General features: G+C 60.7%; 17 protein-coding genes. 6 read left to right on the forward strand and 11 right to left on the reverse strand.

The window, feature by feature from the left end:
- Positions 1 to 36: 36 nt before the first annotated feature.
- The 10 genes from ACMV18_RS05340 to recA all read right to left on the reverse strand — a co-directional run bounded on the left by ACMV18_RS05340 (position 37) and on the right by recA (position 10,051).
- Positions 37 to 1,125: an IS5 family transposase gene (locus ACMV18_RS05340; protein WP_420816988.1), complete on the reverse strand. Its 1,089-nt coding sequence runs from the start codon at positions 1,123 to 1,125 to the stop codon at positions 37 to 39.
- Between the two features lie 317 nt (positions 1,126 to 1,442).
- Positions 1,443 to 2,258, reverse strand: a complete 816-nt coding sequence (locus ACMV18_RS05345) for an MBL fold metallo-hydrolase (protein ID WP_420816989.1) — start codon at positions 2,256 to 2,258, stop codon at positions 1,443 to 1,445.
- 4 nt (positions 2,259 to 2,262) lie between these two features.
- Positions 2,263 to 2,997, reverse strand: a complete 735-nt coding sequence (locus tag ACMV18_RS05350; protein ID WP_374257453.1) for an FHA domain-containing protein — start codon at positions 2,995 to 2,997, stop codon at positions 2,263 to 2,265.
- Positions 2,998 to 3,031: 34 nt separating this feature from the next.
- Entirely contained in the window at positions 3,032 to 3,832 is an 801-nt protein-coding gene (locus tag ACMV18_RS05355) for a Stp1/IreP family PP2C-type Ser/Thr phosphatase (protein WP_420816990.1), read from the reverse strand.
- A gap of 67 nt (positions 3,833 to 3,899) precedes the next feature.
- On the reverse strand, positions 3,900 to 5,417 hold the full coding sequence (locus ACMV18_RS05360; protein ID WP_420816991.1) for a serine/threonine-protein kinase: 1,518 nt from the start codon (positions 5,415 to 5,417) through the stop codon (positions 3,900 to 3,902).
- 9 nt (positions 5,418 to 5,426) lie between these two features.
- A complete protein-coding gene (locus tag ACMV18_RS05365) occupies positions 5,427 to 6,128 on the reverse strand; it encodes a TerC family protein (protein ID WP_420816992.1) in 702 nt (233 codons plus the stop codon).
- Between the two features lie 108 nt (positions 6,129 to 6,236).
- On the reverse strand, positions 6,237 to 7,130 hold the full coding sequence (sucD, locus tag ACMV18_RS05370) for a succinate--CoA ligase subunit alpha (RefSeq protein WP_374257446.1): 894 nt from the start codon (positions 7,128 to 7,130) through the stop codon (positions 6,237 to 6,239).
- A 23-nt stretch (positions 7,131 to 7,153) separates the two neighbouring features.
- The gene (sucC, locus tag ACMV18_RS05375) at positions 7,154 to 8,314 is read right to left on the reverse strand and encodes an ADP-forming succinate--CoA ligase subunit beta (RefSeq protein ID WP_420816993.1); all 1,161 of its coding nucleotides are present in this window, start codon (positions 8,312 to 8,314) and stop codon (positions 7,154 to 7,156) included.
- A gap of 197 nt (positions 8,315 to 8,511) precedes the next feature.
- Entirely contained in the window at positions 8,512 to 9,000 is a 489-nt protein-coding gene (recX, locus tag ACMV18_RS05380) for a recombination regulator RecX (RefSeq protein WP_420816994.1), read from the reverse strand.
- Entirely contained in the window at positions 8,987 to 10,051 is a 1,065-nt protein-coding gene (gene recA, locus ACMV18_RS05385; protein WP_374259352.1) for a recombinase RecA, read from the reverse strand. Before recA ends, recX begins: the two co-directional genes overlap by 14 nt.
- Before the next feature lie 213 nt (positions 10,052 to 10,264).
- Between recA and ACMV18_RS05390 the strand changes: the two genes are divergently transcribed.
- The 5 genes from ACMV18_RS05390 (at position 10,265) to ACMV18_RS05410 (ending at position 18,218) form a co-directional block, all read left to right on the forward strand.
- On the forward strand, positions 10,265 to 11,398 hold the full coding sequence (locus ACMV18_RS05390; protein ID WP_420816995.1) for a patatin-like phospholipase family protein: 1,134 nt from the start codon (positions 10,265 to 10,267) through the stop codon (positions 11,396 to 11,398).
- An 89-nt stretch (positions 11,399 to 11,487) separates the two neighbouring features.
- Positions 11,488 to 11,724: a YdcH family protein gene (locus ACMV18_RS05395; protein WP_374259354.1), complete on the forward strand. Its 237-nt coding sequence runs from the start codon at positions 11,488 to 11,490 to the stop codon at positions 11,722 to 11,724.
- 163 nt (positions 11,725 to 11,887) lie between these two features.
- A complete protein-coding gene (metH, locus tag ACMV18_RS05400; RefSeq protein ID WP_420816996.1) occupies positions 11,888 to 14,710 on the forward strand; it encodes a methionine synthase in 2,823 nt (940 codons plus the stop codon).
- Positions 14,711 to 14,823: 113 nt separating this feature from the next.
- On the forward strand, positions 14,824 to 16,599 hold the full coding sequence (locus tag ACMV18_RS05405; protein ID WP_420816997.1) for a DUF1800 domain-containing protein: 1,776 nt from the start codon (positions 14,824 to 14,826) through the stop codon (positions 16,597 to 16,599).
- A 14-nt stretch (positions 16,600 to 16,613) separates the two neighbouring features.
- Positions 16,614 to 18,218, forward strand: a complete 1,605-nt coding sequence (locus tag ACMV18_RS05410) for a DUF1501 domain-containing protein (protein ID WP_420816998.1) — start codon at positions 16,614 to 16,616, stop codon at positions 18,216 to 18,218.
- Position 18,219: 1 nt separating this feature from the next.
- Here the strand turns inward: ACMV18_RS05410 and uvrA are convergent, their stop codons facing one another.
- Entirely contained in the window at positions 18,220 to 21,099 is a 2,880-nt protein-coding gene (uvrA, locus tag ACMV18_RS05415) for an excinuclease ABC subunit UvrA (RefSeq protein ID WP_420816999.1), read from the reverse strand.
- A 196-nt stretch (positions 21,100 to 21,295) separates the two neighbouring features.
- Between uvrA and ACMV18_RS05420 the strand changes: the two genes are divergently transcribed.
- Positions 21,296 to 24,193, forward strand: a complete 2,898-nt coding sequence (locus ACMV18_RS05420; RefSeq protein WP_420817000.1) for a CHASE domain-containing protein — start codon at positions 21,296 to 21,298, stop codon at positions 24,191 to 24,193.
- Positions 24,194 to 24,204: the final 11 nt, after the last annotated feature.

Here is a 24,204-nt window from a genome sequence, read left to right on the forward strand (position 1 = left end):
CCTGATCTGAGGCCATTTCGGGGTGTTTTGCCCTCATCACGCGACCTCCAGACGGACTTGTCCCAAGGTGCGCATGCGCACGAGGTTATAGGCGGCCATGGCCATCATGAAGACTTGGTCGACCTTCTTGATGCCGCGCACCATCACCTGACGGATCGGGCCAATGAACTTGGCCCAGCCAAAGCCCTGCTCGATGAGCTTGCGCTTTTGCATCGAGATGCCGTAACCCTCGGTTCTGGCGATCTCATCAGGCACCGCTGACTTGCGGTTGGACTTGTTCTGCGCCACATGCGGCGTGACCTTCATGTCTTGCAGCGCCTTGATGAACTCGGCCGCGTCGTAGCCCTTGTCGGCGCCCAAGGTGATGTTCCCTTCGGGGTTGGCCTGGCGCACATCGGCCACCATGGCCTTGGCCGCTTCGCGCTCAGCATGGCCATCAGCCTGCGTGACCATGGCGTTGACGATCAGGCCATTGCGGTTCTCCATCAGCGTGTGGCCCATAAAGCGCAACTCGCTGGCCGTCTTGCCTTTGCGAAACAGCCTGCTGTCTGGGTCAGTGCTGGATTCATGCGTCTCGTTGCTGCGCGACTTGCCTCGGAAGTCGCCGCCATCGTCGTCGTCCTTGCCGTCTTTGCGCACGAAGCTCTTGTGGCCCGCCCAGGCTTGAATCAAGGTGCCGTCCACGCTGAAGTGCTCCTTGGACAACCACCGCTTCTTGTCTGCCTGCTTGAGCACGGCGTTGAAGAAGGCCACCACAGCATCGTGCTCAATCAGCCGCTCGCGGTTCTTGGTGAACACTGTTGGCACCCACACCGAGTCGTCCATCGACAGGCCGATGAACCAGCGAAACAGCAGGTTGTATTGCGTCTGCTCCATCAACTGGCGCTCCGAGCGAATCGAGTACAGCACCTGCAGCAGCATGGCGCGCAGCAGCTTCTCTGGCGCGATGCTGGGGCGACCGCCTTTGGCGTCTTCCTCGTACATCCCGGCGAACAACTCGCCCATCTCGGCCAGGGCCTTGTTGACCATCGTGCGGATGACCCGCAGCGGGTGGTTGGCTGGCACGAAGTCGTCAAGCTTCTTGAGGGTGAACAGGCCTTCGGTGAAGGTGTCGGCGCCGCGCATGGTGGGTGTCGCTTCAGGTCGTTGAGGTGCTACGCTGATAACGCATCACGCCACTGGGGCGTGGACTTGGCTGTTGGGTATTTCCGCGGCCTGTTAGGGCTACGCCCGAACAAATTAGCTTGTTGACAACCCACTACCTTAGCGGGTCATGACTCTTATAAGGCAGGTGCCGTGCCAGCTTGTTGACCACCAAAGTATGTGACGAGTTGCACACTTTTCAACGCATCCGAAAGGGCGTGACACAATTTTCGTCAACCTTGTTAGGCATGTAACGACAAAATTTGTCACCCCTTTGGGTGGGTGACACTCCATGTCACTCAACTCTCTTTGGCCGGCGCGTGAAACCGCTGCCCCTCTCGCAGCGGTTCAATCAAGTGCTGACTATCCAGCGCCCGGATTTGCGACAGGACCGCTGGTACTTCACCAGGCTTCGGGTGCGTGATGTACACACACACCTCACCATCCAATTGCGCCAGTTCGCGAGCCAAGGACTGGGGCGCAAGATGCCCACTGATGTCGGCCAACCACGCCTCGTCGTTACCAAACGCGGTCTCGATCACCAGTTGCGCAATCTGCTGCCCATGCAGCGCCTGCCACAAGGCAGGATTGGGCCCCGTATCGCCGGTGAACACCCACAGCCCCTGGGGCGTTTCAACACCAAAACCCACGGCGGGAACGGTATGCGCTGCGGGCAAGACACTGACGCGCCGAGCGGGCAAACCGCCTCGAGCCGGAAAAGTCAGCACGTCTCCGACCGCAAACTCATGAAAAACCAGAATGGGATGGTCTGCAGAGGGCAAGCGTGTGAAATCAGGCCAGATGACGCCATTGAACACGTGCTTGCGCAACGCATCCAAGGTCTCAGGCAATGCATGGACATGGATGGGACGCAAAGAGCTTGGTCCCTCTGCGCCCATGCGCAGCTTCATGACCGTATCGGCCAGAAGCGGAATGCTCAGAACATGGTCTAGATGGCTGTGACTGAGCAGAATGTGGTCAATGCGTGCCAACTCGTCCAGCCGCAGCTCCCCGGCACCACTCCCGGCATCAATCAGGATGTCGTCATCCAGAAGGAACGCTGTGGTGTGGCAGCGAGCGGCAATCGAGCCGGAGCAACCCAGCACGCGAATCATGCAATCAACCTTGCATGAATTGCATCTGCGTCCCTGCCAACTCGATCACGTCGCCGTTGCGCAGGTGCACGGGATCATTGCCAACAGGGGCACTGTTCACCGTTGGGCGAGCGCCGCCTTCCACATGTGCAAAGACATAGCCACCCGGACGCTTGGTGATCGAAGCGACCTGCACGCCAGGCTTACCAACTGTGGTCACCACTTTGGTCAGCGCGACCTCGCGCCCGGCAGCCGCACCGTTGAGAACTTTGATAGAGGCCGGGGGCTGACTGGCCAAACCACCAAAGCCGCTGCTGGCACCCAAACCACCTGTCTGGGTGTTGCCAAAACCGGCGTGCGTCGACGCGCTCAATGGCGAAGCCACTGCACCGGCACCACCCGACGACATCGGTGAAGCGCCAGGCATGGGCATACCCGGCCGCATGATCATGGTCTTCTCGTAGTCCGTTCCTTCTTCAACCATGTACTTGATCTTGTACTTGCCAATCTCAACCGTATCGTTGTGTTGAAGAAGTTGCTTTTTGACCGCCTTGCCGTTGATGTACGTGCCGTTGGTGCTGTTGAGGTCCTCAATGAAGACGTCGCTGCCCACCATCTGCAAAACAGCATGCTCACCACTGACCGCGAGGTTATCGATCACGATGTCGTTGTAAGGGCGGCGACCGAGAGAGGTCTTGTCCTTGGTGATCTGGACCTCTTTGATGACGACGCCGTCGAGCGAAACAACCAGTTTTCCCATGCGAAACCTCTCGGGTATTGATCTTCAATGACGCTCAGTTCATGCCGCCCAGTCGCTTGAACGGCCACCAGGACTTTGAAACAGACTCGCTCGCACCTTGAGCATGGGCCAGCACCACAGCAATGTTATCCCTGCCACCAGACTCATTGGCAGCCGCCACCAACGCAGCACCCATGGCAGCCAAGTCCGTGTGCTGACTCAACACGTGGGCAATTTGCGGATCCGTCAACATGTCCGACAAACCGTCCGAACACATCAAATAAACATCCCCGGACTGGACATCGTGCTGATGGGTTTCCAGCAAAACTGTGTCTTCCACACCCAATGCCCGTGTCACCAGATTCTTGTTTGCGGCGAATTGCGCCTGCTCTGGTGTCAGGATGCCAGCATCAATTTGTTCTTGCAGTAACGAATGGTCTTTTGTGATTTGCTGCAACAAGCCGCCACGCCAGCGATAACCACGTGAATCACCAATGTGACCCATGATCAGTCGGCCAGGGCGAAACACGGCCAGAACCAATGTGGTCCCCATGCCCGCATACGTGGGATTTGAATTGGCTGCACCAAAAATGGCTGCGTTGGCGTTGTCGACGCAAATGTCCATTGCGCGACGCACGTCGCCGTCGCTGGCAGAGGTTCCCGCCTCCATCAACCAGCGCCCCAACTCGGACTTGATGAAATCACACGCCATGCCGCTGGCCACTTCACCGGCCGCATAGCCGCCCATGCCGTCGGCTAGCACAGCGACAGCACAGCGCTCATCCAAGGCAACGGAGTCCTCGTTATTGGTCCGTATCCGCCCTGTATCGGTTTGACTATAGAACTCGAAGTCCATTTATTGATTGTCGCCGGGATTTAAGGTCTTGGGGATCAGGGTAGTCGCCCGAAGTGGGGGGGAAAGATCACCCCAATTGAATGTCGATGCCCTGCAGTCCTGCCGCAACCGCTCGCAAGTCTTCGGCCATCTGCAAGCCGCTGGCGTAGCGAATATTCGGGTGTTTCTCCAGTGCCAATGCCACGATATCACCCAAAGCCGCCGGCAAATCAGGCCGCAAATCGCACACATTCGGAACGGGGTCGCGCGCAATGGCTCGCATCAAAATGGCCATCGAATCGTTGCGATAGGGCAACTGCCCCGTCAGCAACTGAAACATCGTGACCCCGAGCGAATAGAGATCACTTCGCCCGTCAATGTTCTGGCCGGACAACTGCTCGGGCGACATGAAGGTCGGCGTTCCCAGGACCACCCCGGTTCGGGTTCGGGTGGCATCGGCCACGCGCGCCACACCGAAGTCCATCACTTTGACGCAGTCGCGCTTCAGATCCACCATGATGTTGGCGGGTTTGATGTCGCGATGGGTCACGCCACGGGCATGCGCATAAGCCAAGGCTTCGGCCACACGCGCCATGATGGGCAGCAGGGTGGTGAGCGGCAACAAGCGATCCGGCAAGGTGAACTGGGTCAGGTCCGTTCCCTCGACCAATTCCATGGCGATGTACGCCAAGCCCTCGCTCTCCCCGGCGTCGATGATGCTGACGATATCTGGATGTTGCAAGCGCCCGGACATTTCTGCTTCCCGCAGAAACCTGGCACGGGCGTCCGCCAAGTCCGGCCCCGTGAACTCTTGCGTCAGGGCCATCGTCTTGAGCGCCACCTTGCGATCCGTCGTCGGGTCATACCCCAGGTAGACGGCCCCCATCGCTCCTTTGCCGATCTGCCCCTCAATGATGTACTTCCCCAACTGGCGCTGCCGCACCTCGGGCATGGGTCTGGGAGGCAAGGTTCCCCAGGTGTTCACCGTTGCCGACTGAGCCAGGTTACGCGCTCTCAGCAACCTGAGCTTGACCTGATTCCACTGTGCATCGATGTCCGCCATGTGCTCGTACACATCCCGCGCAGCGTCATACCGAGAGACTTTCTCGAAGGCCACGCCCAAGCGGTCCATGACTTCCAGCGCCACTTCCCTGTTGGCTGGCCCCGGCAAAAAGCCTTTGAGCAAATCCCACGCCTTGTCCACCTGACCGGAGGTCAAAGCCTGGAGCGCCATCCGGATGCGCGCATGGTCCGCATCCGTTGCCGCATCGTTGACAGGTGGAACCGATTCAGCAGGGCGAGAGGGCGCGTCATCCTCAGGGAAGAACGACGACAACTCGGACGGCAACTCGGATGGCGGTTGGGTGTACTCCTGCGCATCCATGTAGGACAGCACCGTCTCCGGGCCATAGTCCGTGTCGGTCCGCTTGGGCCGAACCTCCGCAGGTGCCGTATCCACGAAATCCTGCACCGCGCTCACCAATGTCTTCTTCCGAGCGGGGGGGCGGGTTGTCCGAGGCTTCTCATGACGCAGCAACCACCAAGCCATGCTGCTCAGCACGAGCAGCATGACAAACAGGATGATCAGAAACGTCACGATGCTCATGCGATCGCCTTAGGCCTCTTGTGCCGGCGCAGAGCGCGCGAGCGCCGTACCCACAGCCCAAACCAACACGGCACCCAGTACACCCGCGCTGTATCGAATCACCGTTGTTTCAGGCAAGTAGTGCGACAAAGCTGGGTCTGACACCGCCAAGGTGCCGGCAATCCAACCGAGCAGCATGCCGCCGGCCGTGATGATGAGCGGAAATCGATCCATCAACTTCAGGACCACACTGCTCCCCCACACGATGATGGGAATGCTGACCAGCAAGCCCAAAATCACGAGGGGCATCTGATGTCCTTGCTGCCCGGAGCTTTGCGCCGCCCCCGCAATGCCAATGACGTTGTCCACGCTCATGATGAAGTCGGCCACGATGATGGTCTTGATGGCGCCCAGCAACTTGTCGCTGGCTTGGAGGTTGCCATGCTCATCGTCATCGGGCGCCAGGAGCTTGACACCGATCCACAGCAACAATGCTGCGCCCACGAGCTTCAGGTAGGGCAGCGCCAGCAAGGACATGGCAAAGAAAATCAGGACCACGCGCAACAAAATGGCGCCCAGCGTCCCCCATACGATGCCTTTGCGACGCAGTTCTGGCGACAGATTGCGGCAAGCCAACGCAATCACCACGGCGTTATCCCCACCCAAGAGGATGTCGATCATCACGATTTGGCCAACCGCCAGCCAGAACTCGGGGGTCAATAAAGCTTCCATGTTGCGCAAAATAAATCAGCCCCTGAGTGTAGGGGCTGAAAAGTGACAACAAATCAAGCAGATGCCCGCATTTAGCGGGCATCTGTCACGATTTGTGAAAAGGTGCTCTTAGATCAGGCTCTTGAGCAGCTTACCCATTTCAGAAGGATTGCGAGTCACCTTGAAGCCGCACTCTTCCATGATGGCCAACTTGGCATCAGCCGTGTCCGCGCCGCCCGAGATCAGCGCGCCAGCGTGACCCATGCGCTTGCCCGGAGGCGCCGTGACGCCCGCGATGAAACCGACGATCGGCTTCTTCATGTTGGCCTTGCACCACTGAGCAGCTTCGGCCTCGTCCGGACCACCAATTTCGCCAATCATGATGACGGCATCGGTATCGGGATCGTCATTGAAGGCGCGCATCACATCGATGTGCTTCAGACCGTTGATGGGGTCACCACCAATGCCCACGGCACTGGATTGCCCCAAGCCCAGCTCGGTCAACTGCGCCACGGCCTCATAGGTCAGCGTGCCCGAACGAGACACGACGCCAATGCGGCCCTTGCGGTGGATGTGACCAGGCATGATGCCGATCTTGATCTCTTCAGGGGTGATCAGGCCTGGGCAGTTGGGCCCCAGCAGCAAGGTCTTCTTGCCGCCAGCAGCCTCCTTGGCCTTCATCTTGTTGCGCACCATCAGCATGTCGCGCACAGGGATGCCTTCGGTGATGGCGATGACCAGATCCAGATCAGCCTCAACGGCCTCCCAGATGGCATCGGCGGCACCGGCGGGCGGCACATAGATCACCGACACGGTAGCGCCAGTATCTTGCGCCGCTTCCTTGACGGAGGCGTAGATGGGGATGTCAGAGAACTTCTCGCCGGCTTTCTTGGGGTTCACGCCCGCCACGAAAGCGTTCTTGCCATTGGCATAAGCCTGGCAACCGAGGGTGTGGAATTGACCGGTCTTGCCCGTGATGCCCTGGGTGATGACCTTGGTGTCTTTATTGATGAAAATGCTCATGACGAAGTCCTTGTGTTCGGGGCTCAGGCAACGGCGGCGACGATCTTGGTCGCGGCTTCGGCCATGGTGTCTGCGGAGATGATGGGCAGGCCGGAATCGGCCAGCATCTTCTTGCCCAGGTCTTCGTTGGTGCCCTTCATGCGGACCACCAGCGGCACGTTCAGGTTCACGGCCTTGCAGGCCGTGATGACGCCATCAGCGATGGTGTCGCACTTCATGATGCCGCCGAAGATGTTCACCAGGATGCCCTTGACATCAGGGTTCTTCAGCATGATCTTGAACGCTTCGGTGACCTTCTCGGCCGTGGCGCCACCGCCCACGTCCAGGAAGTTGGCAGGCTCGCCACCGAACAGTTTGATGGTGTCCATGGTGGACATGGCCAGACCGGCGCCGTTCACCAGGCAGCCGATGTTGCCGTCGAGCTGGATGTAGGCCAGATCGAACTTGGAGGCCTCGATTTCAGCAGGATCTTCTTCGTCCAGATCGCGCAGCGCCACGATTTCGGGATGACGGAACAGTGCGTTGGCGTCGAAATTGAACTTGGCGTCCAAGGCAATGATGTTGCCCTTACTGTCGCGATTCAGCGGGTTGATTTCAACCAGCGACGCGTCCGTTTCCATGTAGCACTGATAGAGCTTCTGGCAAACATCGATGAACTGCGCCACCGAGTCGGCGGGCATGGCCACACCCTTGGCCAGCTCTTCACCCTGCGCCTGCGTCAGGCCAACCAGCGGATCGACGAAGATCTTCACGATCTTCTCGGGGGTGCTGTGGGCCACTTCTTCGATGTCCATGCCACCTTCGCTGGAGGCGATGAAGGCCACCTTCTGCGTGCCGCGATCGGTCACCACGGACAGGTAGTATTCCTTCTGAATGTCGGCGCCTTCTTCGATGTAGAGACGGCGAACCTTCTGACCTTCCGGGCCGGTCTGATGCGTGACCAGTTGCATGCCCAGGATGTCGGTCGCGCGTGCCTTGACGTCCTCGATGGACTTGGCCACCTTCACGCCGCCGCCCTTACCGCGACCACCTGCGTGGATCTGTGCTTTGACGACCCAGACGGGGCCACCGAGTTTTTCGGCCGCTGCCACAGCTTCGTCAACGGAGAAGGCCGGGATACCTCTTGGGACCGGCACGCCAAATCGGCTCAGGATCTCTTTGCCTTGGTATTCATGAATCTTCATCGGGATCTCGCAGTCAGGTGTTGCGTTCTATGTCGAAGATGACAAACCCGCCAAGGCCGATCAGACCCGAGCGGGGGCATGACATCCATGATGTTGGATGCAGTGCAGCAATCAGCATAGCATCGCAGCCCCCCAGGATAGAGGGGTAGTTTCCTGAGGGTAAACCGCGTTTGCTGTGGATTAAGACGCAATCGCGATCAGTCGTCTTCTGACAACGACAGGCCGTCGCCACGCACCACACGCCGAACCACCTCACCCGAAAAGCCGCGGGATGCCAGAAAGCGCATCTGCCGCGCCCGATCTTCGGGGGTCGCGGGAGGCTCGCCATAGCGACGCACCCACAGCGCGTGAGCCCGATCAAATTCGGTGTCACGCAGGGCTTGCACCGCTTCGCGGGCGACGTCAGCCGGCAACTGATGCTGCGCCAACTCGGACTGAATGCGGGCGGCCCCGTACCGGGCGGACTTGCGGTGCAGCAGGGATTCGGCAAAACGCTGCGCTGAAAGCCAGCCCTTGCCTTCCAGCTCGTTGAGCACCTGCTCGACCTGCTCCGGCGACTCAGCATGAGGCGCCAGCTTGCGGGTCAACTCGAGCCGGGAATGCTCCCGGGCTGCAAGATATTTAAGCGCCCGCCCCTTGAGTGACAAGGCCGGGCGCTTGGACGCCGAAGCGTCAGACTTCGTCATCTTCGACGGTGTCCACGGCCGCGACGGGCGGCAACAGTGCAATGCCCAGCGAGTCGCGGATCTTGTTTTCGATCTCACGCGCCAGATCGGGGTTCTCGCGCAGGAATTCGCGGGCATTGTCCTTGCCCTGACCGATTTTCTCGCCACCATAGGCGTACCAAGCCCCGGCCTTGTCCACGATCTTGGCTGTCACGCCCAGGTCGATGATTTCACCTTCGCGGCTGATGCCTTCGCCGTAGAGGATGTCGAACTCGGCCGTCTTGAAGGGGGGCGACACCTTGTTCTTGACGACCTTGACCTTGGTTTCGCTGCCGATGATGTCGTCGCCCTTCTTGATCGAGCCGATACGACGGATGTCCAGGCGCACGGACGAGTAGAACTTCAGCGCATTTCCGCCGGTGGTGGTTTCGGGACTGCCAAACATCACACCGATCTTCATGCGGATCTGGTTGATGAAGATGACCATGCAGTTGGTCTTCTTGATGGTGGCCGTCAGCTTACGCAGCGCCTGACTCATAAGACGGGCTTGCAGGCCAGGCAAGGCATCGCCCATTTCGCCTTCGAGTTCGGCCTTGGGGGTCAAGGCGGCCACCGAGTCCACCACGATCAGATCCACCGAGCCGGAGCGCACCAGCGCATCCACGATTTCCAGGGCTTGTTCGCCCGTGTCAGGCTGCGAGATCAACAGGTCTTGCAAGTTCACGCCGAGCTTTTGCGCGTACTGAACATCCAACGCGTGCTCGGCATCAATGAAGGCGCACACACCGGCTTGCTTCTGCATTTCAGCGATGACTTGCAGGGTCAGCGTGGTTTTGCCGGACGACTCAGGGCCGTAAATTTCGACCACACGGCCACGCGGCAGACCACCTACGCCCAGCGCGATGTCCAAGCCCAGAGAGCCGGTCGACACCACCTGAATGTCTTCAACTACCTCCCCCTCACCCAAACGCATGATGGAGCCCTTGCCGAACTGCTTTTCGATCTGGGCCAGAGCGGCCTGCAAGGCTTTGGCTTTTTCTGCACTGAGGGCGGATTTGGCAGCAGCGTCCATTCAAATTCTCCGGTGGCTAACGTGTGTTGTTGGTCGCCATTATGGCAAAAGCTGGATGTTTGTACAGTGCTTTTCTGAATTTATTTGCCCCTCTGTGGAGGGATTCGTTGAGCGCTGCTGCATCGCAACAAAACTCATTAGACTGTGCACATGGCCCCACCTTCGTCAGACGACCGGCCTCGTAGCCGGCAGCGCAAGCCCGTCGCCCCCGATATGCGTCACGCTCAACGCCCCGCCCGACGGCGACGGATGAGCGAGGCGCCCGGCACACGCCCTCGCGTGAATCTGGCCTTGCAAGGCGGCGGCTCACATGGCGCCTTCACTTGGGGCGTGCTCGACCGACTGCTGGAAGACGATGGGGTGGATCTGGCCGGCATTTCAGGCACCAGCTCTGGCGCGCTCAACGGTGCGGTCATGCTCACCGGCTACATCCAGGGCTTGAAGCAAGGCTCCCCCCAAGCTGCTCGCGCTCAGGCCCGCACGGCGTTGCACGATTTCTGGCGGGACGTCAGCCAGCATGGCCCATTGTTTTCGCCGCTGAGCCTGCAAGCCAACGGCACCTTGAGTACGGCGTTCAATTTTGATCAATTGCCCGCCTATCAATGGATGAATGTCTTCATGCGCGCATTCAGCCCGTATGAATTCAACCCCCTGAACCTCAATCCTCTGCAAGGCGTACTCAAGCGTCACGTGGACACAGACGCACTGCATGAGGGCTGCGCCCGCTGCGGGATTCCGTTGTTCGTCACCGCCACGGCCGTGCATTCCGGTCAGCCCCGTGTGTTCACCGCACAGGAGTTGTCGCTGGATGCCCTCATGGCGTCCGCCTGCCTTCCGTTTCTGTTCCAGGCCATCGAGATTGAGGGGGAGCCCTACTGGGACGGCGGCTACACCGGCAACCCCTCTCTGCATCCACTGATTTATCAAACCGAGCTGTCTGACATCTTGCTGGTGCGTCTGACCCCGCTGCACAAGGTGGACACCCCCACCCACACCATTGACATCATCGACCGGCTCAGTGAAATCGCCTTCAACGCCAGCCTGGTGGGCGAGTTGCGCGCCATCGCTTCGGTCAACCAGTTCTATCAGGAGCAGCGCCTGGACCTGGGCAAGTACAAGCGCCTGCACATGCACATGGTGGCGGACGACGAGGGGCTGAGCCCCTTCAACGCGTCCAGCAAATTCAACACGGATTGGTCTTTGCTGCAGCAACTTCATGCACTGGGCAGAGCAGCCGCGGACACCTGGTTAACAGCACATCGTGACAAGATTGGTGTCGCCAGTTCCTTTGACATCAATTCGGTATTTCTGCACCACGGCGGCCAACACCTTCCCCGCAAGCCTTGATCTGCGGCAAGACCTGCCTCGCGCGCTGGCGCAAGATAGAGACATGGCGAAATTGATTGGTTCGCCACCTTCATTCAACAGGAGACCCTATGGATTTGGACAACCACCCTCTGGCACGTGACTTTCCTGAGTTCAAGGACAAGATCCATGAACTGAAGACCGGCAACACCCACTTCGCGCGCTTGCATCGCGAATATGAAGAAGTGGACAAAGCCGTGGTGCGCCTGGAAACCGGGGTGGAACACGGCTCTGACGCCGAACTGGAACAGAAGAAGAAGCTGCGCGTGGTGCTCAAGGATGAGCTGTACGGCATGCTGAAGGCCTGATTTCGGCCGACCAGACAAGTTAAGGCACTCGCTGTAGCCGCCTGACCGGGCGGGTCTGACAGCGCCTCGGGGCACGACGCCACAAGCGTCGCGCCCTTTCTTGTTTTTGGCTTGGATCATATTGGTCGCACATCAGCGACGTACCCTCTTAAAATGGTGGGTTATGACCGAGTCTGCCCGCCCCTCTGCCGCCGCCACGTCCGGCGCGTCTGCCACCTCTCACACCGCTGCTGTCCCGCCCATGCGCCTGTCCGGCCTGGAGCCGGTGAGCATTGGTGAAGGCACGCTGTTCGTCAACGTCGGTGAGCGCACCAACGTCACGGGCTCGAAAGCCTTTGCACGCATGATTCTGGAAGGGCGTTTTGAAGACGCCCTGTCGGTGGCGCGGCAGCAGGTCGAAAACGGCGCCCAGGTCATCGACATCAACATGGACGAGGCCATGCTCGACAGCAAGGCTGCCATGGTGCGATTCCTGAACCTGATCGCCGGCGAACCCGAAATCGCCCGCGTGCCCATCATGATCGACTCGTCCAAGTGGGACGTGATCGAGGCGGGCCTCAAGTGCATCCAGGGCAAGGGCATCGTCAACTCGATTTCGCTGAAAGAAGGCGTCGAGAACTTTGTCCATCAAGCCAAGCTGATCAAGCGTTACGGCGCGGCCTCCGTGGTCATGGCCTTCGACGAAGCCGGTCAGGCCGACACGTATCAGCGCAAGGTCGAAATCTGTGAGCGCGCCTACCGCATCCTGGTGGACGAGGTGGGCTTCGCACCCGAAGACATCATCTTCGACCCGAACATTTTCGCCATCGCCACGGGCATTGAAGAGCACGACAACTACGCCGTGGACTTCATCGAGGCCACGCGCTGGATCAAGCAGAATCTGCCGGGCGCCAAGGTGTCGGGCGGGGTATCGAACGTGTCGTTCAGCTTCCGCGGCAACGAGCCCGTGCGCGAAGCCATCCACACCGTGTTCCTGTACCACGCCATTCAGGCGGGCATGGACATGGGCATCGTCAACGCCGGCATGATCGGTGTGTACGACGACTTGGATGCCCACCTGCGCGAACTGGTGGAAGACGTGGTGCTCAACCGCCAGCCGGTTTACAAGGAAGGCGAAGACACCTCGCTGACACCGACCGAGCGACTGTTGGGCATTGCCGAGCAGGTCAAGGGCGCAGCCAAGGATGATTCGGCCAAACTGGCCTGGCGCGGCACGCCCGAGCACCCGGTCAGCGTGGAAGACCGCCTGAGCCATGCGCTGGTGCACGGCATCACCGAGTTCATCACCACCGACACCGAAGAGTGCTACCAAAAGATCAAGGCTGGCGGAGGCCGACCTCTGCACGTGATCGAGGGCCCGCTGATGGCCGGCATGAACACGGTGGGGGACCTGTTCGGGGCAGGCAAGATGTTCCTGCCGCAGGTGGTGAAATCGGCCCGCGTGATGAAGCAGGCCGTGGCCCACCTGGTGCCGTACATCGAAGAAGAAAAGCGCCAACTGGAAGCGGCGGGCGGCGATGTGAAGGCCAAGGGCAAGATCGTGATCGCCACCGTCAAGGGCGACGTGCACGACATCGGCAAGAACATCGTGACCGTGGTCCTGCAGTGCAACAACTTCGAGGTGGTCAACATGGGCGTGATGGTCCCGTGCAAGGACATCCTCGACAAGGCCAAGGAAGTGGGTGCCGACATCATTGGTCTGTCGGGCCTGATCACCCCCTCATTGGAAGAGATGCAGTACGTGGCGGCCGAAATGGAGCGTGACGAGTACTTCCGCTCGCGCAAGATCCCGCTGCTGATCGGGGGCGCGACCTGCTCGCGCGTGCACACGGCCGTGAAGATTGCGCCCAACTACAGTGGCCCCGTGGTCTACGTGCCTGACGCCTCGCGCGCCGTGGGCGTGTGCTCGGAGTTGCTGAGCCCCGAGCGCCAGGATGCGTACATTGCCGAACTGAATGCCGATTACGCGCACGTTCGCCAACTGCACGCCAACAAGAAGGCCACCCCGCTGGTGACGCTGGCCGACGCGCGCGCCAACAAGGCCGAAGTGGACTTTGCCACCTACACCCCCGAGGTGCCCAAGTTCATTGGTCGCCGCGTGTTCAAGAACTACGATCTGGGTGAACTGGCGCAGTACATCGACTGGGGCCCCTTCTTCCAGACCTGGGATCTGGCTGGCCCCTTCCCCGCCATCCTCGACGATGCCGTGGTGGGCGCCGAGGCCAAGAAGGTCTACGCCGATGCGCAGGCCATGCTCAAGAAGATCGTGGAGGGCCGCTGGCTGACCGCCAATGGCGTGATCGGCCTGTACCCCGCACAAACCGTGCAGGACGACACCATCGAGGTGTATGCCGACGAGTCGCGCACCGAGGTGCTGATGCGCTGGAACCCCCTGCGCATGCAGACCGAGCGCCCGGTGGTGGACGGCGTGAAACGCCCCAACCGCTCGCTGGCTGACTTCATTGCCCCACGTGAGGCCAAGCCCGACTACATCGGCCTGTTCGCGGTGACCGCCGGCCTGAACATCGAGAAAAAGGAAGCCGAATTCCTGGCAGCGCAAGACGACTACTCGGCCATCATGCTCAAGGCGTTGGCAGATCGTCTGGCCGAGGCTTTTGCCGAGCGCATGCACCAGCGTGTGCGCACCGACTTCTGGGGCTATGCAGCCGCTGAACAGTTGGGCAACGAGGCCCTGATCAAAGAGCAGTATCGTGGCATCCGCCCGGCGCCGGGCTATCCGGCCTGCCCGGACCACACGGTCAAGCGCGACATGTTCAAGGTGCTGGATGCCGCCGAGGTCCACATGCACCTCACCGAGAGCATGGCCATGACTCCGGCCGCCAGCGTGAGCGGCTTCTACATGGCGCACCCGGATGCGGCGTACTTCAACGTCGGCAAGATCGGGCACGATCAGGTGGAAGACTGGGCCACACGCACGGGCATGACCGTGACCGATGCCGAGCGAGCACTGGCACCACAGCTGTAAAGCAGTGAAATAAGTCGCACAGGCGTCGGATCATCACCCCTCCTGTTGCCGGCGCTTACAAGGCACACGCCTTGTAAGCAGCCTTTCGGGCATGAACATGGCACCCTCCCGCCATGTCTCGCACACCCAGCCCTCTTCGCCCCTCACGGATACGCCTTTGGCCTTGGCTGGCAGCGGTGTGCGCCAGCCTGATCCTTTCAGCCTGTGGCGGGGGCGCAAGCAACACTTCCTCCGATCCTGACAGCAAGCTGACGGTATCGGCTGCCATGGTGCCCGGGTCTGATGCCGAAGCGTATCGCTTTCTGAGCCAAGCCACCTTTGGTCCGACCGAGGCCGATGTCGCTCGGGTCAAGCGCATTGGCTACGACAACTGGATCGACGAGCAGTTCAACACCGCGCTGCAGAGTTCACACCTTGCCATGGCCGAATCGGCCGCAGCAACCATGGGGCGGACTCAAGCGACCGCCGGCGAGGTGGGCTATAGCTGGTGGACGCACGCTGTCAGAGACCCGGCGCAGCTGCGACAACGCGTGGCCTTTGCGCTGTCCGAGATTTTTGTGATTTCGACGCTGTCGATTGACGATGGCCGTCGCGTTGCGAGCTATCTCGACATGCTGACCACCAAGGCAGATGCCAACTACCGTGACTTGCTGGAGTCCGTCGCCATGCATCCAGCCATGGGCCAGTATCTGTCACATCTGGCCAATCGCAAGGAGGATGGGACCGGCCGCGTCCCGGATGAAAACTTCGCCCGGGAGGTCATGCAACTGTTTTCGATTGGCCTGTACGAGTTGGGTGACAACGGCCGACCGAAGCTGCAAGCTGGTCAGGCGACAGAGACCTACACCGCCGCCGACATCAAGGGACTGGCGCGCGTGTTCACAGGCTTCAGCTGGTACTGGCCTTCGACCAAATCTGCGCTGGTCTGGTGGAAGTGCTTTTGGCGCACCACCGAGTGCAAAGATGCCAGCCAAGATGTCACAGCCATGAGCGCCTATCCGCAGGCCCACTCCACGGCGGAAAAACAATTTCTGGGCGTGACTGTGCCGGCGCAGGACACGGCCGATCCACAAGCCAGCCTGAAGGCCGCGCTGGATCGACTGGCCACGCACCCCAATACGGCACCGTTCATCAGCAAACAGCTGATTCAGCGCCTGGTCACCAGCAATCCCAGCGATGCCTATGTCTCAGACATCACGCGGGTTTTCCGCGGCAGCCAGGGCAACCTTCGCGCTGTCGTCAAAGCCATCTTGTTGCATGACGAGGCGCGGCACCCCGCCGCATCGGTGCTGCGAACCTACGGCAAGCTGAAAGAACCGGTTCTGCGACTGACCAGCCTGATGCGTGCCATCCCCCACACCAGCGACCGGTACAACGCCACGGCCTCATTGCCCTTCTATCAAAGCGACGACACCAGCGACCCAGGCAATCAACTGGGCCAGGCGCCGCTGCGTGCGCCCTCGGTGTTCAACTTCTTCCGACCGGGCTACGTCGCCCCCCAGAGCGCCATGGCCCTGCAAGGGCTGGTGGCCCCGGAAATGCAGATCACCACAGAAACCTCCGTGCTGGGCTACGCCAACTTCATCCTCCGCGCACTGGACCAGGGATTTGGGCAATGGAACAGCAGCACCACCAACTGGGACCTCCGCTTTGACCTCAGCAGCTGGGATAACCTGGTGAGCACCCCGGACACCTTGGTGGACACCCTGGCCAAGCGATTGATCGGGCACACCTTGCCAGATGATGCGCGCGCACAGGCCATCGCCGCCGTGTCCGCACTCCCCATCAATTCGAGCAACGCGACGACCCTGGCCAAACAACGCAGACAGCGCATTCAAGCCGCCATTGCGGTGATTTGTGTCACGCCCGAATTCATCGTGCAGCAATAAGGAAGGAGATCACGATGAACCACCATCGTCGCGCGTTTCTGAAACAAATGGCTGCACTGTCCGGCATGGGCGCTGCCGCACCGTTGGCCATCAATTTGGGTGCGCTCACCGAGGCCGCCGCGCAAAGCGCTGGCGGTGGCTACAAAGCACTGGTCTGTATTTTTCTCAACGGCGGCAACGATGCCTTCAACACGGTTCTGGCAACGGACAGCACTTCGTGGACCCACTACACCGCGCATCGCACGCCCGCAGACAGCAGCGCGGGCATCGCGCTGCCTGTTGCCGGCACCGCGGCGGATTCGGCTGCCGGCAACAACGACCCTGCACGTCTGGGCGGCATCTTGCCCATCGATCATGCGAATCGCGCTGTCCACAGTGGGCGGACATTTGCCCTGCATCCCGCGCTGACCGGCCTGCGCGGACTGTATCAATCCGGTCAGGCTGCGGTGCTGGCCAACGTGGGCCCTTTGCTGAGTCCCACCACCAAAGCCAACTACGCCGACCCGACGGTGGCCAAGCCGGCCAAGCTTTTTTCGCACAACGACCAGCAATCCACCTGGCAATCCTTCCAGCCCGAAGGCGCCAGCGAAGGCTGGGGCGGCTTGATGGGGGACTGCCTCATGGCAGCCAATGGAGCAAGCCGCAATGAGGTCGATGCAGCCATAATCCGCCGATCGTTCACCTGCATGTCGCCCTCTGGGACTTCGGTATGGCTGGCAGGCAAGTCGGTCTTGCCATACCAAAGTGGCTCATCCAGCGTGACGAGCTTGGGGAGCGGCGGCAAAGTCTACGGCCAGGCTGCTGTGTTGGATGCCATGGCTGCGGTGCTGGGCAAGGCCAGTTCAGACGGAAGCTACGCCGTCCCCGCCCGCAACCTGCTGCATGCCGACCACCAACAGGTGGTGCAACGCGCCCTGCAGGCAGCCGATCTGTTGGGCTCGGGCTTGGTCGGACAAGGTGTGTCGCCATGGGGCAGCACGGTGACCTCTGGCAACTACAGCCCTTCGAATGATCCGCTGTTGAAGTACACCAGTGTGGTGGACGGCACGCAAAAGCTCAACAGTCTGGCCTTGCAGCTTCAAATGGTGGCTCGCATCATCGCCACCAACACTGTGGCCAACCTGGGGCTGTCGCGGCAGTTCTTCATGGTCAGTCTCGGCGGCTTTGACACCCACGACAACCAGATTCGCGATCACGCCGAGCGCATGCTGCAACTCGACCATGCATTGACGTATTTCAATCAGGTGCTGAGCGGCATGCCTGCCGGAGACATGCGCAGCCAAGTCACCACCTTTACCGCCTCGGAGTTTGGCCGGACCTTCACCAGCAACGGCGACGGCACCGATCACGGATGGGGGTCGCATCAGTTCGTCGTCGGCGGCGCGGTCAATGGCACCGATGTGTACGGCACCTTCCCGCAATACAGCACGGCGGACAGCAAAGGCGCTTTCAGCAGCCCCGACCAGATTGAAAACGGCTCACTGATCCCCTCCACATCGGTCGATCAATACGCCTACACGCTGGGCAAATGGATGGGGGTCAGTCATGGCGAACTGAGCACCCTGCTGCCTCACATTGGCGCGTTCAACTCGCCCGATTTGGGCTTCATGAAGAGTTGATTCACAGCAGCGGCTTCAAGTAGCGGCCGGTGTGGCTGGCATCGAAGGCCGCAACGTCTTCCGGCGTACCGGCCACCAGCATCTGCCCACCACCCGAGCCCCCCTCGGGCCCCATGTCGATCAGCCAGTCGGCCGTTTTGATCACATCGAGGTTGTGTTCGATGATGACGATGGTGTTGCCCGCATCACGCAACTGATGCAGCACTTTCAACAGCAAGGCAATGTCATGGAAGTGCAAGCCCGTGGTCGGCTCGTCGAGGATGTAGAGCGTGCGCCCCGTATCCCGCTTCGACAACTCCAGCGCCAGCTTCACCCGTTGCGCTTCACCACCTGACAGGGTCGTGGCCGACTGCCCCAGGCGGATGTAGCCCAGGCCCACGTCCATCAGCGTTTGCAGCTTGCGGGCGATGCTGGGCACCGCGCTGAAAAACTGCAGCGCCTGCTCCACCGTGAGGTCGAGTATCTCGTGGATGTTCTTGCCCTTGTACTGGATCTCCAGCGTCTCGCGGTTGTAGCGCTTGCCATGACAGACGTCACAAGGCACGTACACATCCGGCAGGAAGTGCATCTCGACCTTGAGCACGCCGTCGCCCTGGCAGGCTTCACAACGGCCGCCCGCCACGTTGAAAGAAAAGCGCCCGGCGTTGTAGCCCCGCTCGCGGGCAGCGGGGACGTCGGCCATCAACTCGCGAATGGGCGTGAACAAGCCGGTGTAGGTGGCAGGGTTGCTGCGCGGGGTGCGGCCAATCGGCGACTGGTCCACGTTGATGACCTTGTCAAACAACTCCAGCCCGTCGATCTCGTCATGGGGCTCGGGCTCCATGTGGCTCTGATACAGCTTGCGCGCCACGGCGGCATACAAGGTGTCGTTGACCAGTGTGGATTTGCCGGAGCCCGACACGCCGGTCACACAGGTCAGCAAGCCCACCGGAAACTCGGCCGTGACGCCCTTGAGGTTGTGCCCCCGTGCGTTGACCACACGCAGACGCGGCGTCTCGTCGGTGAAGGCGTGTCGGCGCGCGGGCACCGCGATGCGCAAGGCGCGCGCCAGATACTGGCCGGTCAGGCTGTCGGGGTTGGCGGTCACCTCATCCGGCGTGCCCTGGGCCAGCACACGGCCGCCATGCACCCCGGCGCCTGGGCCCATGTCGATGACGTGGTCGGCGGCGCGAATCATGTCTTCGTCGTGCTCGACCACGATCACGCTGTTGCCCAGATCACGCAGGTGCTGCAGGGTGCCAATCAGGCGATCGTTGTCGCGCTGGTGCAAGCCGATGCTGGGCTCGTCGAGCACGTACATCACCCCCGTCAACCCGGACCCGATTTGCGAGGCCAGTCGAATGCGTTGCGCTTCGCCCCCCGACAGCGTGTCGGCGCTGCGATCGAGGCTCAGGTAGTTGAGCCCGACATCGTTGAGAAAGCGCAGGCGTGAGCGGATTTCGTTGACCACCTTGGCCGCGATCTCGGCCTTGGCCCCGTGCAATTGCAGGTCGCTGAAGTAGCGGTGGGCCTCGGCCAGCGTGGCATGTGCGATTTCATAGATGGCCTTGGTGTCGCCTGTGACGGCGTCCAGCAATTTGACGTGGCGGGCCTCGGTGCGCAGGCGGGTACCGTGGCAGTCCGGGCAGGCCTTGGGCTGCTGATAGCGGGCCAGTTCTTCACGCACCGTGGGGGAGTCGGTTTCCTTGAAGCGCCGCTCGAAGTTGGGGATGATGCCTTCAAAGGGGTGCGTGCGCTTGACCTTGCGCTTCTTGCCGCTGGGGCCATCGGCCTCGTAGCTGAACTCGATCTCTTCCAGCCCGGAGCCATACAAAACCACGTGCTGGATGCGTTCGGGCAAGTCCTCGAAGGGCTGGTCCATGTCCACGTCGTAGTGCTTGCCCAGACACTCGATGAGGCTGTAGGTGTAGGTGTTGCGTCGGTCCCAGCCCTTCACGGCCCCACTGCCCAGGCTCAGCGAGGGGAAAGCCACCACCCGCTGCGGGTCAAAGGCAATCACATGCCCCAAGCCGTCGCAGGTCGGACACGCCCCGGCAGGCGCATTGAACGAGAACAAACGAGGCTCAAGCTCAGCGAGCGAGTAGCTGCACACCGGGCAAGCGAACTTGGCCGAGAACAGGTGCGTTTGCCCCGAATCCATCTCCAGGGCCAAGGCCCGGCCATCGGCCAGGCGCAAAGCGGCCTCAAAACTCTCGGCGAGACGCTGCGCCATGTCGGGACGCACCTTCAGGCGGTCCACCACCACGTCGACGTCGTGCTTTTCGTTCTTGGCCAGGGGCTGCAGCGCACCGGCCTCCACGATCTGACCGTTGATGCGAAAGCGGATGTAGCCCTGGGCCTGCATGTCGGCAAACAGCTCGGCGTGCTCGCCCTTGCGGTCACGCACCACGGGCGCCAGGATCATCAGCTTGGTCTCTTCGGGCAGCGCCAGCACGGCATCGACCATCTGACTCACGCTCTGCGCCTGCAAGGGCTGGCCATGCTCCGGGCAAAACGGCGTCCCGGCTCGGGCGTACAGCAGGCGCAGGTAGTCGTGGATCTCGGTGACCGTGCCCACGGTCGAGCGGGGGTTGTGGCTGGTGGCCTTCTGTTCGATCGAAATCGCAGGCGATAGCCCCTCGATCACGTCCACATCGGGCTTGTCCATCAACTGCAGGAACTGGCGGGCATAGGCGCTCAGGCTCTCGACATAGCGGCGCTGCCCTTCTGCATACAGCGTGTCAAACGCCAGGGATGACTTGCCTGAGCCCGACAAGCCGGTGATGACCACCAACTCGTTGCGCGGCAAATCCACATCGATGTTTTTCAGATTGTGCGTACGGGCGCCGCGAATGTGGATGTGAGGAGCCTCAGCAGGCATGGGCGAACGAGAGCGAGCCATTGGAATCACCAGTACGACAGGGCAACCGAGCATCATAAATCGCAGCCATGACGCCTGTCACGCATTCACTGCAACCCCAGGCACCAAGCAAGAGTTTGGCCAAAAGTGCAAAAAATGCACAACAAGCCCGCCACCGCACACCCGATACACGACCAATGGCATACGATTACTAAACAAGTAACAAATTGTCACGATCATGTCCGGGCGCAGCGCCATCCGTCAACGCTCTGTCTCTGCGCTCGCCATCTTGGTGCTGGTCGGAAGTTTGTCGTTGACGGCCCTGGTGGCTGGCTGGCTGCAACAAAACATGCGCGACAACGCGCAAATGCGTTTCGAGCGACATGTTCAGCGACTCGAGGACAACATTCGAGGCCGCTTCGTCAAAGCCACTTACGGACTGAGTGGGCTACGAAGCACCTTCTTGGCCAATGGCGGCCGTCCGTTGGATCGAGCACAGTTCCGCACCTGGATGATGGCGCGCAACATCCCGGACGAATTCCCTGGTATCCGGGGCCTCGGCTTCATCGAACGCGTCGAACGCATCGATCTGGATGCATTCATGGCTCGCGAACGAGCAGATGGCGCGCCGGACTTTGCCGTCCGCACCACAGGGCAAGCCCCCAATCTGTTCGTCATCAAACTCATTGAACCACTGACCCCCAACCGTGCGGCCTGGGGCTACGACGTGGGATCTGAGGCCATTCGACGTGAAGCGGCCGAGCGAGCCATCGACACTGGTGCACCGGCACTGACCGGTCACATCACCCTTCTGCAAGATGCGGCCAAACGGCAAGGCTTCCTGTATGTCGTGCCGGTCTTCAAAAGCGCAGACGTTCCGCCGTCTGTCGAGCTCAGGCGTCAGCAACTGGTTGGCCTGCTGTATGCGCCCATCGTGTTGGACGAGTTCCTGGCCGATGTCGTCAAGGCAACCGACCAACAGTTGGCTTTTCAGTTGTACGACGCCATCACCCCCTTGTCGACACAGTTCATTGTCAACAAGGTCCCCGCGTCTCAGCAAAACGCAAGCCATCTCTACGCAGAGCGCACCTTGCACGTCGGTGGCAGGGACCTGACGTTGCGGATGCGAACCACCGCCGCCTTTGAGACCGAAGTAGACCGCGTCACCCCCGCCAGCATTGGCCTCTTCGGCATTGTGCTGAGTGTCATGATGGCGATGATCGTCTGGCTTCTGGGGATGGGGCACGCCCGTGCCGAAGCACTGGCGCAAAGCATGACCGCGGACATTCAAAGAGCGCGCGCGCAAGCCGAGGCGGCCCTGCGCGACACACGCGTCCTCCTCGACACCTTGAGCCGCTACATGCTCATCACGATGTCCGATCCGCAAGGGCGCATCACGGAAGTCAACGATGCGTTTTGCGAGGCCAGCGGCTATCGCCGGGAAGAGCTGATTGACCAGTCCCACAGCATGCTCAAAAGCGGCGTGCAATCGCCCGAGTCGTGGCGAGCCATGTGGGAAACGATCACCAGCGGCCAACCCTGGCGCGGCGAGATCTGCAATCTCACCAAAGACGGGCAGGAGTTCTGGCTGCAAAGCATCATCGCACCCATGTTCAATGCACAGGGCAACATTGAACGCTACATTTCGATTTGCGCAGAGATCACGCAGAACAAGCGTGTGCAGCAAGAACTGGCCAAGGTGACCGAACGCTACGCGCTGGCCACGGACGGCGGCGACACCGGGTTGTGGGAGTGCAAGGACCTGCACAAGGGCGAGTTGTGGTGGTCCCCCCAACACTACCGTCTGATCGGCTACGAGCCGGGCGACTTCACGCCCAGCTTGCATGGGTTCATTGAACGCCTGCACCCGGATGACCAGACTCGCATTTACGACGAACTGCTGCAAGCGGCCGATAAGGCAGGCTTCGACATCGATTTCCGGCTGCAGACACGCACGGAGGGATACCGCTGGTTCAGGTCACGCGCCAAGGTCTTCCGTGACGACGCAGGCACGCCGGTTCGCATGGCAGGCATCATTCGCGATGTGCACGATCACCGCATGGCACTGGTCAAAATCCAGGAACACGGCGACGCACTCCATGCCATCTTCTCGCTGAGCCCCGATGGCTTCGTCGCGTTCAGAAAAGACGGCACCGTCGGCTATGTCAGCCCAGCGTTCTGCAGGCTGACACAACTGTCTGCGGATGACGTGACAGGACTGAACGAATCCGCCTTCCTCACGCGCCTGATGGCGCTGAGCAAAGACCCGCTGCGATTGCCCACGCTGACGCGGCTGAGCAAAGAACATGCGCACGAACGCATGGTGATCGAAATGAAGCCCCCCCTGGCGCGCATGCTGGAATGCCAGTTGCACGAAGGCCATGGCGAAGGCGTCAACAAGGTCTTGCACCTGCGCGATGTCACCCATGAGACCGAAGTCGACGCCATGAAGAGCGAGTTCATGTCCATGGCCGCCCATGAACTCCGCACGCCCATGGCCAGCATCTATGGCTTCACCGAATTGATCCTCAAGCGCAAGATGTCGGACGCCATGCGTCAGGACATGCTCGAGAGCATCTACCGACAGAGTCAGGCGATGATCAAGATCATCAATGAACTGCTGGATCTGGCGCGCATCGAAGCGCGACGCGGCAGCGATTTCCAGCGGGTGCCGGTCGACCTCACACAAGCACTGGACGCGGTGGTACGCGACTTCAAGCCGCCCGAGGGGCGTGATACCCCCGTGGTGGGCGCGCCAACGACGATGCAAACGGTACTGGCCGACCCAGACAAACTGCGTCAGGCCATCGTCAACATTTTGTCGAACGCCTACAAGTACTCACCGCAAGGCGGTGCCGTCGAGATCGACTTCCCCAGCAAGAATGAATCGCAACCGTGGGTCGGCATCCGCATCAGTGACCATGGGATGGGACTGACTCCCGAGCAATTGGCGCACGTGGGTGAACGCTTCTATCGCGCAGACAAATCCGGCAACATCCCGGGCACCGGACTGGGCGTCAGCATCGTCAAACAAATCATGGAGTTGATGGACGGTCACCTCGACATTCAAAGCACACCTGGCGCAGGCACACAAGTAACCCTGTGGTTGCCAGCCATGCCCGCTCAAACGCCTTAAGCGCGAACCCC

The organism is Aquabacterium sp. (assembly GCF_048860245.1).
In the GTDB taxonomy this organism is placed as follows: Bacteria; Pseudomonadota; Gammaproteobacteria; order Burkholderiales; family Burkholderiaceae_C; genus Aquabacterium.

What these genes read in the sequence shown, in the direction of transcription:
- ACMV18_RS05340 (WP_420816988.1), bottom strand. Translation starts at nt 1,125, where the DNA reads ATGCGCGGCGCCGACACCTTCACCGAAGGCCTGTTCACCCTCAAGAAG.
- ACMV18_RS05345 (WP_420816989.1), bottom strand. Translation starts at nt 2,258, where the DNA reads ATGATTCGCGTGCTGGGTTGCTCCGGCTCGATTGCCGCTCGCTGCCAC.
- ACMV18_RS05350 (WP_374257453.1), bottom strand. Translation starts at nt 2,997, where the DNA reads ATGGGAAAACTGGTTGTTTCGCTCGACGGCGTCGTCATCAAAGAGGTC.
- ACMV18_RS05355 (WP_420816990.1), bottom strand. Translation starts at nt 3,832, where the DNA reads ATGGACTTCGAGTTCTATAGTCAAACCGATACAGGGCGGATACGGACC.
- ACMV18_RS05360 (WP_420816991.1), bottom strand. Translation starts at nt 5,417, where the DNA reads ATGAGCATCGTGACGTTTCTGATCATCCTGTTTGTCATGCTGCTCGTG.
- ACMV18_RS05365 (WP_420816992.1), bottom strand. Translation starts at nt 6,128, where the DNA reads ATGGAAGCTTTATTGACCCCCGAGTTCTGGCTGGCGGTTGGCCAAATC.
- sucD (WP_374257446.1), bottom strand. Translation starts at nt 7,130, where the DNA reads ATGAGCATTTTCATCAATAAAGACACCAAGGTCATCACCCAGGGCATC.
- sucC (WP_420816993.1), bottom strand. Translation starts at nt 8,314, where the DNA reads ATGAAGATTCATGAATACCAAGGCAAAGAGATCCTGAGCCGATTTGGC.
- recX (WP_420816994.1), bottom strand. Translation starts at nt 9,000, where the DNA reads ATGACGAAGTCTGACGCTTCGGCGTCCAAGCGCCCGGCCTTGTCACTC.
- recA (WP_374259352.1), bottom strand. Translation starts at nt 10,051, where the DNA reads ATGGACGCTGCTGCCAAATCCGCCCTCAGTGCAGAAAAAGCCAAAGCC.
- ACMV18_RS05390 (WP_420816995.1), top strand. Translation starts at nt 10,265, where the DNA reads ATGCGTCACGCTCAACGCCCCGCCCGACGGCGACGGATGAGCGAGGCG.
- ACMV18_RS05395 (WP_374259354.1), top strand. Translation starts at nt 11,488, where the DNA reads ATGGATTTGGACAACCACCCTCTGGCACGTGACTTTCCTGAGTTCAAG.
- metH (WP_420816996.1), top strand. Translation starts at nt 11,888, where the DNA reads ATGACCGAGTCTGCCCGCCCCTCTGCCGCCGCCACGTCCGGCGCGTCT.
- ACMV18_RS05405 (WP_420816997.1), top strand. Translation starts at nt 14,824, where the DNA reads ATGTCTCGCACACCCAGCCCTCTTCGCCCCTCACGGATACGCCTTTGG.
- ACMV18_RS05410 (WP_420816998.1), top strand. Translation starts at nt 16,614, where the DNA reads ATGAACCACCATCGTCGCGCGTTTCTGAAACAAATGGCTGCACTGTCC.
- uvrA (WP_420816999.1), bottom strand. Translation starts at nt 21,099, where the DNA reads ATGGCTCGCTCTCGTTCGCCCATGCCTGCTGAGGCTCCTCACATCCAC.
- ACMV18_RS05420 (WP_420817000.1), top strand. Translation starts at nt 21,296, where the DNA reads ATGTCCGGGCGCAGCGCCATCCGTCAACGCTCTGTCTCTGCGCTCGCC.